At 64.0% G+C, this 14,725-nt stretch carries 14 protein-coding genes; 4 read left to right on the forward strand and 10 right to left on the reverse strand.

The genetic code is table 11. The annotated features are described in order from the left end of the window. Nucleotides 1–123: 123 nt before the first annotated feature. Both AB4037_RS20540 and AB4037_RS20545 read left to right on the forward strand, forming a co-directional pair. Complete coding sequence (locus AB4037_RS20540) at nt 124–1,023, forward strand: EamA family transporter (RefSeq protein WP_441772771.1); 900 nt, start codon at nt 124–126, stop codon at nt 1,021–1,023. Nucleotides 1,024–1,190: 167 nt separating this feature from the next. Further along, entirely contained in the window at nt 1,191–2,348 is a 1,158-nt protein-coding gene (locus AB4037_RS20545) for an MFS transporter (protein WP_441772772.1), read from the forward strand. A 61-nt stretch (nt 2,349–2,409) separates the two neighbouring features. On the opposite strand, the gene AB4037_RS20550 is transcribed toward AB4037_RS20545, so the two are convergent. The 3 genes from AB4037_RS20550 to AB4037_RS20560 all read right to left on the reverse strand — a co-directional run bounded on the left by AB4037_RS20550 (nt 2,410) and on the right by AB4037_RS20560 (nt 6,780). Then, complete coding sequence (locus AB4037_RS20550; RefSeq protein WP_441772773.1) at nt 2,410–3,327, reverse strand: LysR family transcriptional regulator; 918 nt, start codon at nt 3,325–3,327, stop codon at nt 2,410–2,412. Between the two features lie 365 nt (nt 3,328–3,692). Beyond that, on the reverse strand, nt 3,693–5,798 hold the full coding sequence (gene glyS, locus AB4037_RS20555) for a glycine--tRNA ligase subunit beta (RefSeq protein WP_441772774.1): 2,106 nt from the start codon (nt 5,796–5,798) through the stop codon (nt 3,693–3,695). An 82-nt stretch (nt 5,799–5,880) separates the two neighbouring features. Next, complete coding sequence (locus AB4037_RS20560) at nt 5,881–6,780, reverse strand: glycine--tRNA ligase subunit alpha (protein ID WP_441772851.1); 900 nt, start codon at nt 6,778–6,780, stop codon at nt 5,881–5,883. A 240-nt stretch (nt 6,781–7,020) separates the two neighbouring features. Here AB4037_RS20560 and AB4037_RS20565 point away from each other — a divergent pair, with 240 nt between their 5' ends. Then, nucleotides 7,021–7,428, forward strand: a complete 408-nt coding sequence (locus AB4037_RS20565; RefSeq protein WP_441772775.1) for a hypothetical protein — start codon at nt 7,021–7,023, stop codon at nt 7,426–7,428. A gap of 133 nt (nt 7,429–7,561) precedes the next feature. Here AB4037_RS20565 and AB4037_RS20570 read toward each other — a convergent pair whose 3' ends face one another. Beyond that, a complete protein-coding gene (locus tag AB4037_RS20570; RefSeq protein ID WP_187829741.1) occupies nt 7,562–7,735 on the reverse strand; it encodes a hypothetical protein in 174 nt (57 codons plus the stop codon). Nucleotides 7,736–7,765: 30 nt separating this feature from the next. Then, complete coding sequence (locus AB4037_RS20575; RefSeq protein WP_441772776.1) at nt 7,766–8,668, reverse strand: S49 family peptidase; 903 nt, start codon at nt 8,666–8,668, stop codon at nt 7,766–7,768. 301 nt (nt 8,669–8,969) lie between these two features. On the opposite strand from AB4037_RS20575, the gene AB4037_RS20580 reads away from it, so the two are divergent. Continuing rightward, nucleotides 8,970–9,284, forward strand: coding sequence for a hypothetical protein (locus AB4037_RS20580; RefSeq protein ID WP_441772777.1), 315 nt, complete (start codon nt 8,970–8,972; stop codon nt 9,282–9,284). A gap of 180 nt (nt 9,285–9,464) precedes the next feature. Here AB4037_RS20580 and AB4037_RS20585 read toward each other — a convergent pair whose 3' ends face one another. The 5 genes from AB4037_RS20585 to AB4037_RS20605 form a co-directional block, all read right to left on the reverse strand. After that, the gene (locus AB4037_RS20585) at nt 9,465–10,409 is read right to left on the reverse strand and encodes an amino acid ABC transporter substrate-binding protein (protein ID WP_441772778.1); all 945 of its coding nucleotides are present in this window, start codon (nt 10,407–10,409) and stop codon (nt 9,465–9,467) included. A gap of 137 nt (nt 10,410–10,546) precedes the next feature. After that, nucleotides 10,547–11,794 (reverse strand): dicarboxylate/amino acid:cation symporter, encoded by a 1,248-nt coding sequence (locus tag AB4037_RS20590; RefSeq protein ID WP_434959603.1) that lies wholly within the window; start codon nt 11,792–11,794, stop codon nt 10,547–10,549. A 387-nt stretch (nt 11,795–12,181) separates the two neighbouring features. Further along, nucleotides 12,182–12,943, reverse strand: a complete 762-nt coding sequence (locus tag AB4037_RS20595; protein ID WP_434955390.1) for an SDR family NAD(P)-dependent oxidoreductase — start codon at nt 12,941–12,943, stop codon at nt 12,182–12,184. A 32-nt stretch (nt 12,944–12,975) separates the two neighbouring features. Next, complete coding sequence (locus AB4037_RS20600) at nt 12,976–13,779, reverse strand: ABC transporter permease (protein ID WP_434955391.1); 804 nt, start codon at nt 13,777–13,779, stop codon at nt 12,976–12,978. After that, nucleotides 13,779–14,642 (reverse strand): ABC transporter permease, encoded by an 864-nt coding sequence (locus AB4037_RS20605; RefSeq protein WP_441772779.1) that lies wholly within the window; start codon nt 14,640–14,642, stop codon nt 13,779–13,781. The genes AB4037_RS20600 and AB4037_RS20605 overlap by 1 nt, the downstream gene beginning before the upstream one ends. Between the last annotated feature and the right edge of the window lie 83 nt (nt 14,643–14,725).

Raw genomic sequence — 14,725 nt, forward strand, 5'->3', positions numbered from 1 at the left:
CGGGCATGACAAAAAGCTGCGTTTCTTTCTTAAGCAAACCGCAGGGGGACAGGGCCGGCTGGGCCCCTCCGTTTGCAGGGCGCCTCCTCAGTGGGCGTTCCTCTTCCTCATGCCAAGGCTGCCATGCGCAAGGATCTTATTCTGGGCATCGTCCTCGTGCTGGTCGGGGCCTCCTGCTATGGGCTGCAATCGACCTGCGTGAAGCTCGCCTACGGCCAGGGCTATTCGCCGGGCGAGGTCATCGGCACGCAGTTCGTCATCGGGGCCATCGCCCTCGGCCTGATCAAGCTGGCCAGCCAGATGCGGCCGTCCAGATCAGGCGCAATGCCGGTGCGTTGGTCCGATCGGCTCAAATTGATCGCCGGCGGTGCCAGCATCGGCTTCACCGGCTCGTTCTATTACCTGTCGGTTGCCTATACCTCGGTCTCGGCCGCGATCGTGCTGTTGATGCAGAGCGTGTGGATGGGCGTGGCGCTCGATGCCTTACTGACCCGGTCCTGGCCGTCGCCGATCAAGCTGGCATCATCCGCATTGGTGCTGCTCGGCACCGTGCTGGCAACCAATCTCCTCGGGGATACAGACCATCTGAGTGTCCTCGGCATCACCTTTGGCCTGATGGCGGCCGTGAGCTATACGGCCGTGATCTGGTGCTCCAATCACGTGGCCGTCCATGTCGACGTGATCAGCCGGAGCTTCCTGATGGTGTTCGGTGGCGCGGTGGTCGCCGTGCTCATCGCCCTGCCACAACTCTCGGTGCGGTTCGATCCGAGCATCATCTGGGGCTGGGGCCTCGTCATCGCCCTGTTCGGCACGGTGCTGCCGCCCTTCCTGTTCAACAAGGGTATTCCAGCCACAGGCGTCGGCCTTGCGGCGATGCTCTCCTCCGTGGAGCTGCCAGTGGCGGTCGTCATGGCCGGCCTGATGCTGCACGAGGCCTTCCTGCCCTCGCAATGGGCCGGTGTCGGCATCATTCTCGGCGCGATCGGGTTGGCCAATGTCGGCGCTGGACGGGCGGCAGCTTGATGCCGCCTAGCCGGACGATTGTTCCAATGGTGCCGATTTCCTGCTATTCAGGGCTTTAAAGGGATAACCGAAGCGCTGCCTCGAAACCCGACATCCTTGGCCTCACCAGGCGGATCGTCGGCACCATCCCGATCCCGGACGTGAGGTCTCATGATCGGGAAGACCAGATGGATCGCCGCGTCCTACTCCTTGCACTCGCCACTTTCGTCACCGGCACCGCCGAGAACATCGTCATCGGCATCCTGCCCGACATTGCCGGTGGGCTCGGTGTTTCCATCGGCCTTGCCGGCCAGCTCACGGCAGTCTTTTCGATCACGTTTGCGCTCGCAGCTCCTGCCGCCCTGCTGTTGACCGCGCGTTTGGAGCGCAAGGCCGCCTTTGTCGCGGCCCTCGCGGCCTTCGTCCTTTGCAACCTCCTCGCCGCAGCCAGCCCCGGCTACAGCGTGTTGTTCGTCGCCCGCGTCGGCATGGCGGCGGCGAGCGCCACCATCGCCCTGCTGGCGACCATGCTGGCCACCGAACTCGTCGACGAGAGCATGAAAGGCCGGGCGATCGGCGTGATCTTCATGGGGGTCAGCGGCTCACTGGTGCTCGGTGTGCCGATCGGCATGCTCGTCTGCTCGCTGGCGGGTTGGCGCAGCGTGTTCCTGGCGCTCGCCGCCCTGGCGGTCGTCGTCCTGATCGTCTGCCGCCTGAAGCTGCCCGATGTCGGGGCCCGCCGGCAGGGCACGCCCGATTACCTCGCCCATTTGCGATCGCGCCCCCTGGTCTGCGCACAGCTGGTGTCGATCCTGATGATCTCAGGCCATTTCGTGCTGTTTGCCTATTTGGCTCCCTATCTCGGTGGTGTTCTCGGCATCGCCGGAACCGGGATCGTGCTGGCCTTCATCGCTTTCGGCGTTGCCGGTGTGTCGGGTGGCTATCTCGGCGGCCTCACCGCCGACAAGCTCACGCCGCGCCGGGCGATCGTGCTGGTGCCGCTGGGCTATCTCACAGCGGTCATGCTGATCCCGCTCGCGGCCGGCACGAGCCTGTCCTTCTTTCCGGTGATGATGGTCTGGGCCTGCCTGAGCTGGATGATCTCGCCGGCGGTGCAGAGCTTCCTGATCGCGATGGGGCCGGATACCGCCGAAGCGGGGGTGAGCCTCAATCTTTCCGCCATGCATATCGGCGTCGGCCTGGGCACGGCCCTGGGCGGCGTCGCGGTGGAACGGGTGCCGATCAGCTCTCTGCCGGGCATCGGCGCGATCCTGGCCGCCATGGCCTTGATGATGGCAATGCTGGCCTATCGGGGCGCAGGCAGGCGGGCAGGGCTGGCGGTGTAGCGGGAGAGCGAATAACCCTCCGGCTTTACGGGTGAAGCGGCGAACGAGCCGGGGCGGATGCTCAGGATTCCCCGGTTCCCTCCAGCACGGGCCTCAGCTTCGTCAGCGCTTCCCAGCCATGGTCCATGAAGGCGCGGACCTTGGCCGAGTGCTTGAGATCGGGATGGGTCAGGAGCCATAGGCCGGCGCCAACACCCGGCAGGGGCTCCGACAGGCGCGGCAGCGGCAGGGTATCGCCGATATAACAGGGCAGCAGGCCGACCCCGAACCCCGAACGCAGGGCCTCGGCGACGCCGACAATGGTGTTGAGGCGCATGATGATGCGCTCGTTCGGCACTTCGCGTTCCACCCAGCGCGCCGGTGGAATGTTGGAAAGCCCTTCGCCGGTGGCGATCCAGCGCTCGGCGAAAAGGTCGGTGAGTTCGGCTCCCTTCAGCCGCTCCGGGCCGTAAATGGCCCAGGCAATAGTGCAGACCCGCCGGCCGACCAGCGTGTCCGGCGGCGCGGAGGTGGCACGGATCGCCACATCGGCGTCCCGCTTGGACAGGTTCAGCGGCAGGTTGGAGACCACGACGTCGAGGCGGATGTCGGGAAAGCTGGTCAGGAAACTGGTGAAAACAGGCATCGTCAGGTGGGCCATGATGCTGTCATTGGTGGTGACGCGCAGTTCCCCCGACGGCTTGACGTCCCGTCCCGCAACGCGGCGCTCGAAGCCGCTGATGTCGTCGGCAATGCGGCCGGCGAGGGCCACCATCTCCTCACCGGCCGCGGTGAGGGCGTAGCCGCTGCGCCCTCGCTCGAACAGGCGGGCGCCGAGCAATTCCTCGACGGCATTGATGCGGCGAAACACGGTGGAATGATTGACCCCGAGCGCGATTGCCGCACCCACCAGGGATTTCGTCTCCGCCACGGCGCGGACATAGCGATAATCATCCCAATTGGGGGATGGACGCTGTAGAGCGGAGTCAGAAACGGTCATACAGGCGCCCCTGGCGACAAGAAACGCGGATCCAGCGAAGGCTTTCTATTGTTAGCATCGGTGAGCAACGGTGCAAGATCGACTTGCTGGCGGCAATTCGGTCCGTGTTTTCATAGCAAGCATATTCGTCATTGCGAGCGCAGCGAAGCAATCCAGTCTTCGCAAGATCGTGGGCTATGGCCCCTGGATTGCTTCGCTGCGCTCGCAATGACGGGTCGATTGGGCTTGTGGGTGCCGAGTACGAGAGCAAAGCGCGTTTAGCCGGAAACGCTTGTTTGCTCTCGCTCTTTGGTTCCAAGCCAATCCTACGGATTGGCTTGGGCGTCTTTGCGATTCTTGGCGATTCCGCCAAATCGTAAAACGCTTCAGCCCTCGATGCGCGAGAAGTCGGCGACGCTGCGGGTTGCGGTCCGGATCTCCTCGAGCAGCTTCAGACGGTTGAGACGCAGAGCGGCATCCTCGGCATTGACCAGGATCTTGTCGAAGAAGGCGTCGACGGGCCGGCGCAACTGCGCGAGGGCCGTCATGGCGCCTTCATAGTCCTCGGTCGCAATGGCGGCAGCGACAGCCTGCTTGGCCGTCTGCAAGGCCATCTGCAGGGCTTTCTCCTCCGGCTCGGTGAGGAGAGAAGCGTCCGCACCGCCGGAATAGGCGCCGGCGCCGTCCTTCTTCTCCTCGATGCGCAGGATGTTGGCGGCGCGCTTGGCGCCAGCCAGCAGTGCCTTGCCGTCCTCGTTGCCGAGAAAGCGGCCAAGAGCCTCGACCCGGCGGACGATGAGCAGGAGATCGTCCTGCCCGCCCAGGCCGAACACCGCGTCGACGAGGTCGTGGCGTGCGCCCTGTTCGCGCAACTGCACCTTAAGGCGATCGGCGAAGAAGGCCAGGAGATCGCCGGCGATGTCATTGCTCTTGGCGAAGGGCGCCTGGGCGATGACAGCCAGAAGAGGCAGGCGCAGCTCGTTGTCGAGGACCAGGCGGATGACGCCGAGAGCGGCCCGGCGCAGCGCATAAGGGTCCTTGCTGCCGGTCGGCTTCTCGTCGATGGTCCAGAAGCCGACCAGTGTGTCGAGCTTGTCGGCGAGCGCCACGGCGACCGCAACCGGATCGGTTGGCGCACTGTCGCCGGCGCCCTTGGGACGGTAGTGATCTTCGATCGCGGCGGCGATGGCGGCGTCCTCGCCCTGGGCGGTGGCATAATAGCGGCCCATCAACCCCTGCAATTCGGGGAATTCGCCGACCATTTCAGTGGCGAGATCCGCTTTTGCCAGCTTTGACGCGCGTTCGGCCTTGGCTGGATCCGCGCCGACGGCTGGCGCCAGCGCCTTGGCCAGGGCGGCGATGCGATCGATGCGCTGGCCCTGCGTGCCGAGCTTCTCGTGGAACACCACGTTCGAGGCGATGATCTTGGCGAGGCGCTGGTCGAGCGGCTTGCCTTCTTCCTCATAGCCGGGCAGCGGCCTCTGGTCGGTCTCCCAGAAGAATTTGGCGTCGGACAGGCGCGCGCGGATGACGCGCTCATTGCCGGCGACGATGGCCTCGCCGCCATCGACAGCCTCGATATTGGCGATCAGGATGAAGCGGTTGGCCAGGCGCCCCGTCCTGGGATCACGCACCACGAAGCATTTCTGGTTGGCGCGGATGGTAGCCTGGATTGCTTCATCCGGCACGGAGAGGAAGGTCTCCTCGAACGAACCCATCAGCACCACCGGCCATTCCACCAGGCCGGCAGCTTCATGCAGCACCGCATCGTCCTCGACCAGTTCCAGCCCCTGGGCGAAAGCGAGGTTGCGGGCGTCGGTGAGGATGATGTCGCGCCGGCGGGCCGGATCGAGCACCACCTTGGCGGCCTCCAGCTTGGCGACATAATCTTCGAAGCGCCTGATCTGGATGGTGCCCGGCGCCATGAAGCGGTGGCCCTTGGTGGTGTCGCCGACGGCGACGCCCTCGATCTCGAAGCGCACCACCTCCGGGTCCTCGGTCTCGGGACCGAAGGTGCAGATGATGGAATGCAGCGGGCGCACCCAGCGCAAGCTTCCCGACCCCCAGCGCATCGATTTGGGCCAGGGAAAGCTACGCACGACTTCCGGCACGATCTCGGCGATGAGTTCGGGCACGGCGCGGCCGGCTTTCTCCACCACCGCGACGTAGAACTCGCCCTTCTTCGGATCGCTCTCGATGCGTGCCTGATCGAGCGAGGCGAGACCGGCGGCCTTCAGGAAGCCCTGGATCGCCCCGTCGGGGGCGCCGACCCGGGGACCCTTGCGTTCCTCGCGCGTATCGGGCTGGCGGATCGGCAGGCCGTGCACGGTTAGCGCCAGGCGGCGCGGCGTGGCATAGGCCGAGGCGCCCTCATAGACGACGCCGCGCTCGACGAGCGCATCCGTCACCATTTTCTTGAGGTCTTCAGCCGCCTTGGCCTGCATGCGGGCGGGGATTTCCTCGGAGAAGAGTTCGAGCAGAAGGTCGGGCATGGGATCGGTTTCGAAGTTGGGCGACCCGGAAGGTCGAATGAAGGAGGCGAGGACGTGTCGGGCAAGGGAGAGTTGGGGAGAGCTAGGCTCCACCTGCCTCGGTCCTGACCCAGGCCTCGCCGCAGGCCTTGGCGAGCTCGCGCACGCGCAGGATGTAGCTCTGGCGCTCGGTCACCGAGATGGCGCCGCGGGCATCGAGCAGGTTGAAGCGGTGGCTCGCCTTGATGCACTGGTCATAGGCGGGCAAAGCGAGCTGATGCCGCTCGCCTTTGTCGCCGGCCGCGAGCAGGGCCTTGCACTCCTTTTCGGCATCGGCGAAGTGCTGCTTGAGCATCTCGATGTCGGCATGCTCGAAATTATGCCGCGAATATTCCTGCTCGGCTTGCAGAAAGACGTCGCCATAGGTCACCTTCTCGGCGCCGTCGCGGCCGTTGAAGTTGAGGTCGTAGACGTTCTCGACGCCCTGGACATACATGGCCAGGCGCTCGAGGCCGTAGGTCAGTTCCCCGGAGACGGGACTACACTCTTGACCAGCCACGATTTGGAAATAGGTGAACTGCGACACTTCCATGCCGTCGCACCAGCATTCCCAGCCCAAACCCGATGCACCGAGGGTGGGGCTTTCCCAGTCGTCCTCGACGAAGCGGATGTCGTGCAGCAAGGGATCGACGCCGATGGCGGCGAGCGAGCCGAGATAGAGGTCCTGCAGATCCGGCGGCGACGGCTTGAGGATGACCTGGAACTGGTAATAATGCTGCAGGCGATTGGGGTTTTCGCCATAGCGGCCGTCCTTGGGGCGGCGCGAGGGCTGGACATAGGCGGCATTCCAGGCCTTGGGGCCGAGCGAGCGCAGCGTGGTGGCCGGATGGAAGGTACCCGCACCCACTTCCATGTCGTAGGGCTGCAGCACGACACAGCCATAATCGGCCCAGTAGCGCTGGAGGGTCAGGATCAGGCCCTGGAACGAGCGTTCAGGGCGCATATAAGCGGGGGTAGCGTCGGCCATCTCGGTTCTCGAAAGTAATAAGCCGTGCCGGGGAAGGTGTTTCCGCCGGTACAGACGTCAGCCCGACCCTTAGAGCAAGATCGACACTGGGGAAACCTGTTTGTGCAGCGCGCGATCCTGTGCCTGTCCGCACAGCTGCCGGGAAGCTCTCATGAGACAAGGGATGCAACGGGACACATCAACCGATCCCGTACAACCAAATCCCAGGAGAGTAGTATGTCCAGGCAATCCCTTCTTCGTACCGGTCTCATCGCAGCCTTGATCTTCGGCTCGGTGGTCGGCTCCATCACCACCTCCTTTGCCGCATCCACCGGCCCCGGTGCGGGCGGCAACGGTGGGAACGGCGGCGGTCGCGGCGCCAGCGCGGGTCCTTCCGGTGGCGGTGGTGGCGGTGGTGGCATCTCACCCGAGGCCCGCTTGATCATCGCGAACCCGCCGCCCTGCCGCACCCATGTCTGCAATCCGCCGCCACGCCCGCCCGTGGTTCGCATCCAGACCAAATTCGTCGATCAGACGCGCTGCACCAATGTCTGGCGCCAGGTGGTGCTGGATGACGGCAGCGTCATCGAGGACCGCACGATGCCGATGCGCAAGCATTGCCGGGTCATCCGCAATTTCGATTGATCGAGCGTCCCAAAACAAAGAAGCAGGTTCGCAAGAACCTGCTTCGACGCGTCTGATAGGCTTGGCGTTAAGAGCGGCCGCACATACGCATGTGCCATGCCGGGAGGCAGCACCAGGTCTGCCGTCCTCCGGTTCAATCCGGGCGATAGACGCCGCTGCGCGGGTCGCGGCGCAGGTTGATGGCTTCCTGCCGAACGGGCTGGGGCTTGTAGAGTTCGTTGTTCACTCGCTCCCATTCGCGCTTGACCAGGCGAACAAGCACCACGGTCCCGACGAGGCTGGCGACTGCTAGAACGACAGGATGCATGGCAGGCCCTCTTCATTCATCATTTCGTAACTATAAACCGAAACGGGCACGAATTGCACGCCCTTCGAGTGCGGCAAGTACGCCTTCGGTTAATTGCTCACTTTCGGCGGCCGAAAAATGGGCGCCCAGACCAAGGCGCCGGCCCAGCAGACCACGTGACTCCGAGACAGTCTTGAAGCGCACCTTTTCGCCGTAGCGCGCGCGCATGACGGACCGGATGTCCCCAATCGCATCGGCAAGGCCGAACTCGATCGCCTGCGGCGCGAGCCAGAACTCGCCCGAAAAGAGCTGGTCGTCTTCGCCCTTGAGCTTGCCGGCTCGGCGCTCCTTCACCAGGGCGATGAACATATCGTGGATGTCGCGCTGCAGGGTGGCCAGCCTTTCGACATCTTCGGGTCTTTCGGGGCGGAAGGGGTCCAGCATCGTCTTGGAGCGCCCGGCCGTATGGACACGGCGCTCGACCCCGATTTTCTCGATCAGCTTGTCGAAGCCGAACGAGGCGGAGACCACGCCGATGGAGCCGAGGATCGAGGCTGGGTCGGCGATGATCTCGTCGGCAGCGCAGGCGATCATATAGCCGCCGGAGGCGGCGACATCCTCGACGAAAGCGAAGACCGGCAGCTTCTTCTCGGCGGCAAGGGCCCGGATGCGGCGCATGATCAGATGCGACTGCGCCGGCGAGCCGCCGGGCGAATTGATCACCAATGCGACCGCCTTGGCACCTTTTACCGCGAAGGCGCTGTCGATGAGCTTGTCGAGCTTGGTCATGTTCAGGCTGGCGCTGAAACGCGAGCCGGTGCCAATGGTGCCCGAGAGCGGAAGGACGGCAACCACGGGAGCCGGGTGGCGCCACTTCTCGGGCAGCAACCGCCGGATCCGGCCGACACTTCGCTTCAACAGATTGTCCGATTGCGGGATATCAGGTGTCGTCAACGCGGCTTCGCCTTTTCCTGTGCAGCATGAAGCGGCGGGCCTCACGAGAAGGTGATGACCGCCTTTGCCGCATATAGGCACGAAATCCCGGCGGGACGATAGGCTGCGGCATCTGCTGAATGCAGGATGAACGGGTCGATCAAGTGGCATTCAGCAGATGATGGGATAGTGAAAGCGGGAAGGAGCGAGAGATAGTCGCCACTCCCCTGGAACCTTCCCGGTTCTGGCAGTTAGTATCATAGTAAGCTGGCCCGTCGGGGTTGGGTCGAGCTTTCGCCGATCTGAATCGCAGGAGGAACGAATGTTTCGCAAGCTCGCTTTAGCGGCCGCCTTGGCTTTCGGCATGGGGGGCGCTGCCATGACCGTGCAGTCGGTCCAGGCCGCGGTGGTTCATCCGGCAGCCAATGCCGGCGTGATCCAGGCCATCGAACAGTCGGCCCCGGCACCGGATGCCGCACAGAAGGTCTATCACCGCGGTCGCCCGCATTATGGCCGTCCGCACTACGGCCGCCCGCATTGGCGTCCACGTCCACACCGCTATTGTCGGGTGAAGCGCGTGCGTGTGCACACCTATTACGGCTGGCGCTGGGTGAACCGTCGCGTCTGCTGGCGCTAACGAACGTTTCGTCCAAGGCGTTTCGCGACTTGGCGGCATCGCCAGGGATCACAAGGATGCGTCGGACCAAAGAGTGAGAGCAAAGCGATGCTCCGTCTGAACGCGCTTTGCTCGAGGGCGTGAATATGAACACCCCCGATCTTGGTTCGGGGGTGTTTCTTCATGCGCAGAGCGGATGCCTTAGAACTCGTCGATGCCGAGTGCCCGCCAGGCTTCGGTCAACTGCAGGGAGATAGGCAGGTTGAGGTTCTCCCCCGTGGGAGTGGGCTGGAGGAACCATCTGCGATAGGTTCTGACCAGCTTGCCCTGTTCGGCCATGGTCGCGAAGGCTCGCCTGACGGCTTCGGCCATCAGCGGATCTTCCCGGCGGAACATGATGCCATAGGCGTCGTAGGTGATGAAATCCCCGACGACGGCCAATGACTTCTGGGCGTGATTGCGGGCGATAAAGCCATAGAGCAGGGCGTCATCGGTCGCGAAGGCATCGGCTTTGCCTGCCGCCAGCATGTCGTAAGACTGCTGGTGGTCGGGAGCCGAGGCGATGATCATGCCAAGCTTGTATTTGTCGTTGAGCTGCTTCAGTGCGGCTTCATTGGTGGTGCCGGCTGTCACCACCAGGGTCTTGCCGTGCAGGTCCTTGTAGGTGTGGATGCCGGAATCGCGTTTGACCAGGAGCTTGGTGCCGGCCACATAGGTGATCGGCGAAAAGGAGACGCTCTTCTGGCGCTCGAGATTGGCAGTGGTCGAGCCGCATTCGAGATCGGCCTCACCTGATGTCACGGCCTCGATACGCGTATCGGAGGTGACGAGCTTGTAGTCGATGCGCACCGGCTTGTCGTGCAGTTCGCGCGAGATCTCCTCCACCACGCCCTTGCACAACTCGATGGCGTAGCCCTCTGGTCCGGCCTGGTCCGGGCGCTTGAAGGAGAAGGGAAAGGAGGCGTCGCGATAGCCGATGGTGATGGCACCGGTGCTGTTCGCCTTCAAAAGGGTGCCGGACAGTTCGAGCGGAAAATATTGCTGCTTGGGCGCGGCCGACAGGTCCTCGCCGATCATGTCTTCGGCCCTGGCGATGCCGATTGCCGCCATCACGATAGCGAACGTGAGCGGAATGAGTTTGTTCAAGGATCTCTCCCGAAAATCCGGGCGGCCGCCGGTCGGCGCCGCCCTCATGCGGCGTGCCGCGACGCAAGAGGCGATTGGCGGCACAAACGATGCTCGATGAGGGCGGCGGCATCGCAGCCGATGCCGCCGCCAGGCGTTCAGGCGTGAGCGCCTGCGGGTGTGGCACCGGCCACGCCGATGTCGTCCTTCTCCGGGCCGAGATCGCCTTCGAACTTGGCGACTGCAGAGGCCGCCAGCGAGTTTCCGATCACATTGGTGGCACTGCGGCCCATGTCGAGGAATTGGTCGATCCCGATGATCAGGAACAGGCCGGCCTCCGGAATCTTGAACTGCTGCAGCGTGGCGAGGATCACCACCAGCGAGGCACGCGGTACACCGGCCACGCCCTTGGAGGTGAGCATCAGCACGGCAGCGATGGTCAACTGGGTACCAATCGAGAGTTCGATGCCATAGGCCTGCGCGATGAACAATGTCGCGAAGGTCGTGTAGGCCATGGTGCCGTCCAGATTGAACGAATAGCCCAAGGGCAGCACGAAACTGGCGATGCGCTTGGAGACACCGAAACGCTCGAGCTGGTCGAGGATCTTCGGATAGGAAGCCTCCGAACTCGCGGTGGAGAAGGCAAGGAGGAAGGGCTCGCGCATGCGGCTGACAAGGCTGGTCATACGTCCGCCGAGCACGAAATAGCCGACGCCGAGCAGGAGTGCCCACAAGATGGCCAGAGTCAGGTAGAAGCCCCCAAGGAACTTGGCGAAGTTGAGGAGAACGCCCGGCCCGGACTTGGTGATGACCGAAGCAACGGCCGCGCATACGGCGAAGGGGGCGACCTTCATCACATAGCCGGTGATGACGAGCATCATATGGGCGATATCGTCTGCCAGCTGGATCAGTGGCTTGCCGCGCTCGCCCAGGGCCATGATGGCGACGCCGGCAAACATCGAGAACACCACGATCTGCAGAATCTCGCCCTCGGCCAGCGATTTGAACAGCGAGGTCGGTACCAGGTGTTCGACGAAGTTCTTGAAACTGAAGGATTCGGAGGAGAGATTGGCTGTGTTCGCGGCCTGATCGGCGATGACGATGCCATGACCGGGCTGGAGGAGATTGGCCATCAGCAGGCCGAGCAGCAGCGACACGATCGAAGCCGATATGAACCAGGCCATGGTCTTGGCGCCGACGCGCCCAAGCGTCGCGGCATCGCCCATATGGCCGATCCCGACGATCAGGGTCGTGAGAACCAGGGGGCCGATGATCATCTTGATCAGGCGCAGGAAGACGGCGCTGACCAGGGACATGTAGTCGGCGACCGAGACAGCCGTTTTCTTGTCGGGGAAGGAATAGAAGCAGGCGATACCGATCGCGATGCCCAGTACAAGGCCTATCATCACGTAGATGAAATTCTTATTCAAGTTGACCCCCCTCATTTGACCTAACGGTTGCATCCGGCGGGATGCAGACAAGCGAGATTTCTCTGGGGCAAATTATCAGACAAACGGCGTTTGAAAGGGCGCTTGCCAAAAATTTGCAACGGATTTGTCATGTTATTGACATAGTTGCACTCCAGCCGGCCGCGTGAGTCAAGCCTTTTCAAAGCGCTTTTGCAGATGTCGACCGGCACATTTCCTGTCGAATATTGACGGGATGTTTTGCTCGAAAAACAGGAGCGTTCACTTTGGTCAACGCGAAGCAGGACCATACCGCCCGTGGTGCAGGCTTCGCGCAGGACAGTGCGGCGGAACGGCGGTGCTGACCGGTGAACTTGCGGTGGCGGCTCAGCCGATGCTTTCCCCACCGTCGACGACCAGGGCCTGCCCGGTCATGAAGGCGGAGCGATCCGAGACCAGGAAGAGGATGGCCTCGGCGATCTCCTCAGCCGTGGCCCAGCGGCCCATCGGGATCTTCTCGCGGACATAGGCTTCGATGGCGGCACGGCCGCCCATCTGGGCGATGAAGGGCTCGTTGAAGGGGGTGTCGACCCAGCCGGGGCAGAGGGCGTTCACGCGCACCTTGTGCCGGGCATAGTCGAGGGCCATCTGGCGGGTCATCGCCACCACGGCGTGCTTGGAGGTGGCATAGGCGATCATCTCCCGGTCGTAGAACATGCCGGAATTGGAGGCGGTGTTGAGGATGACGCCACCGCCAGCCGCGATCATCGCCGGCATGGCGAGCCGGGCCGCAAGGAAATGGGCGCGGACATTGATGCGCCAGGAGGCGTCGAACCCATCGAGGCTGACATCGGTGAGCGGCCCGCCGATCTGGATGCCGGCATGATTGTGCAGGATGTCGATGCGGCCATGGCGATCGAGCGTGCTGCGAACGAGATGCTCGACGGCCGCATCGTCAGCCACATCGGTGGCTACAGCCTCGGCACGGCCTCCCTGCGTGCGGATCCTGTCGGCGGTCGCCTCGCCGGCGGCGGCGTCCCGGTCGGCGACGATCACGACGGCTCCTTCGCGCGCCATGGCAAGGGCACCGGCCTGGCCGATACCCGAGCCCGAACCGGTGACGACGGCGATGCGGCTTTCCAGGATCATGGTCATTCACTCGATGATGGGGAGCAGGGGCGCTATTGGCGCTTGCGCAGCAGGAACTGGGCGAGCAGCACCATCAGCACCGAGGCGACCAGCACCAGCGTGGCGATGGCGTTGATCTCGGGCGTGACGCCGCGGCGGATCGAGGCGAACACATAAATGGGCAGGGTGGTCTGCGGGCCCGCGACGAAGAAGGCCACGATGAAATCGTCGAAAGAGAAGGTGAAGGACAGCAGGAATCCCGCCAGGATGGCCGGGAAGATCTGCGGCAGCACGATGGAGCGGAAGGTGGTGAAGGGCGTGGCGTAAAGATCGCTCGACGCCTCGACCAGGTCGCGGCTCAGGCTGCCGAGGCGCGCGCGTACGATCATGGTGACCAACGCCATCGAGAACAGGCCGTGCGCGGCGATGATCGAGCCATAGCCGAGGCCGAGCCTGGGCGGGGCATCGCCCGGCCAGATCGCCGCGAGCAGCGGATTGGCGAAGGCGAAAACCTGCACCAGCGCCACCAGCGTGGCGATGCCGATGACCACGCCGGGCACCACGATCGCGGCGCCGAAAAGAGCATCGAAGACGAGGCGGGTTCGCGTGCCGACGCGCGACAGGCCGAGGGCCGCCATCGTGCCGAACACCGCCGCCAGCAGTGCACTGCTGGAGGCGACGATCAGGCTGTTGCGCAGGGCTTCCATCAGGAAGGGATTGGCGAGGGCGGTGCCGTACCACTTCGTCGAAAAGCCGACGATCTCGCTGGCGTTGCGGCCGGCGTTGAAGGAGAACAGGACGAGGAGCCCGATCGGCAGATAGAGAAAGGCGAAGACGGCGGCGACGAAGGCTCTCATCAGATCAGGTCCACCTGCCGGGCGCCCGATACGCGTGCCGTGATGCGGTTGGCGATCATGAGCACCACGACCGAGGCGACCACCAGCGTTACGGCGATGGCGGAGCCGAACGGCCAGTTGCGCGATTGCAGGAAGAGGTCGACCAGGGCATTGCCGATGAAGAAGACCTTGCCGCCGCCGAGCAAGGTCGGGATCAGATATTCGCCGAGCAGCAGGATCATCACCAGGCTGAAGCCGGTCATCACGCCGGGCAGGGACAACGGCAGCGTCACGCCGAGGAAGGTCGAGACGGGCCTGGCGCCGAGGTCGGCCGAGGCTTCGAGCAGGCGGCGGTCGAGCCGCTCGAGGCTGACGTAGATCGGCAGGATCATCAGCGGCAGGTAGCCATAGACGATGCCGACCAGCACCGAGCCCGGCGTGTTGAGGAGCCGGATATCGGCAATGCCGATGAGATCGAGCAAGGCCGGGATGCCGCGCGAGCCGAGGATGTACATCCAGGCATAGCTGCGCATCAGCAGGCTGGTCCAGAATGGGATGACCACCAGCGCCAGCAGGATCAGGCGCCAGCGTGGCGGCGCTTTGACGGCGAGGTAATAGGCGACGGGATAGGCCACCAGCAGGCAGGCGAAGGCACCGGCCGGCGCCAGGATCGCGGTGTTCCAGAAGGCAGTGGAGCGTGCGCCGAGATTGGCATATTGCGCAAAAGAGAACGCGGCCTGGTAGCCGCCCTCCGGCGCCCGCTCGCCGACGCTGAAGACGAGCACGGCGATGAAGGGCAGCACCAGGAAGACCACGAGCCAGGCGCTCGCTGGGGCGAGCAGCAGGGTCGTCACGAGCGTGCGGCGGGCGCGGGAGGAGGCCACGGATGAGGTTCCAGTGGAAGGGCGAGCTGCATTGTTGGCAAAATGCGCTCGGTGTGAGGATGCTGTCATTCCCGGCGCCGCCG

Origin of the sequence: Labrys sp. KB_33_2, from assembly GCF_052114505.1 — a bacterium.
Classification (GTDB): domain Bacteria; phylum Pseudomonadota; class Alphaproteobacteria; order Rhizobiales; family Labraceae; genus Labrys.